Consider the following 944-nt stretch of genomic DNA (forward strand, 5'->3'; position numbering starts at 1 on the left):
AAGAATCTCGCAAAGATAGGCAAAATTTGGAAGAATAGAGTAAGTATTTGGTTGTTAGGTTCGTTCAGCGTTGTTTCGCTATATTCTTCTAATAGGCAAAGTGGAAGAATATAGAGCAGTTAAGCGAAAGATTTGCTACCTATATACTGCCTTTTTGATTAGTCGAATTAGGAAGCAAAAACAACCTGAATAAAGATAATCACCTTAAAGAGCAGCTTGTTTTTCTAAAAACGTCTTTCAAAAATAACCCTTTTTTCGCACTAACGGCAGAAAGATGGGTTTTTTAGTAGAAAATTGGAGTTTGTTTCCCATTCGCTCCATATTTTATACAACTGAAAATAACTCTGTTACAAGTAATTTTACACTTAAATAACAGAGTTATGACAAAGGACGTAAAGGTGTCATTCTACCTCAAAAGGAATGAAACGAAAAAGGATGGTAAAAGCCCTGTAATGGCAAGGCTTTCAATCGGAAATTTTCCGAAACTATCTTTAGTGCAAAAATGACCGTTCCGGCAGATTTATGGTCATCCGGTCGCGCCACAGGGAAAAGCCATACGGCAAATGAGATTAACCGTCAGTTGGACGAAATCAGGGCATCTGCCCTGTCATATTACCGTGAACTGTCGGCAACAAAAGAAAAGGTAGCAGCCGAAGACGTGAAAAGTCTTCTGCTGGGCATGGCATCCGGGCAGGAAACGCTATTATCCTATTTCCGCACCCATAACGAGAATTTCGATAAGCGTATCGGTGTAAACCGCAAAGCGGGTTCGGAAAAAGGTTATTGGTTCACACTTAACCATCTCACAAAGTTCCTGAAAGAGAAATACAAACTTTCAGATATTCCTTTCTCCGCATTGGACAGGTCATTCATTGATAAATTCGACCTCTATCTAAAGATTGATCGTCGGCTTGCTCCGGGTACAATTCTGATATATACTACCC

Annotated in this window: 1 pseudogene; it reads left to right on the forward strand. The window is 39.5% G+C overall.

Annotated elements, in window-relative coordinates:
• Window positions 1-380: 380 nt before the first annotated feature.
• A pseudogene (locus JCM10512_RS21050) lies at window positions 381-944 on the forward strand (phage integrase SAM-like domain-containing protein); the annotation flags it as partial.

The sequence above is a fragment of the Bacteroides reticulotermitis JCM 10512 genome (assembly GCF_000517545.1).
In the GTDB taxonomy this organism is placed as follows: Bacteria; Bacteroidota; Bacteroidia; order Bacteroidales; family Bacteroidaceae; genus Bacteroides; species Bacteroides reticulotermitis.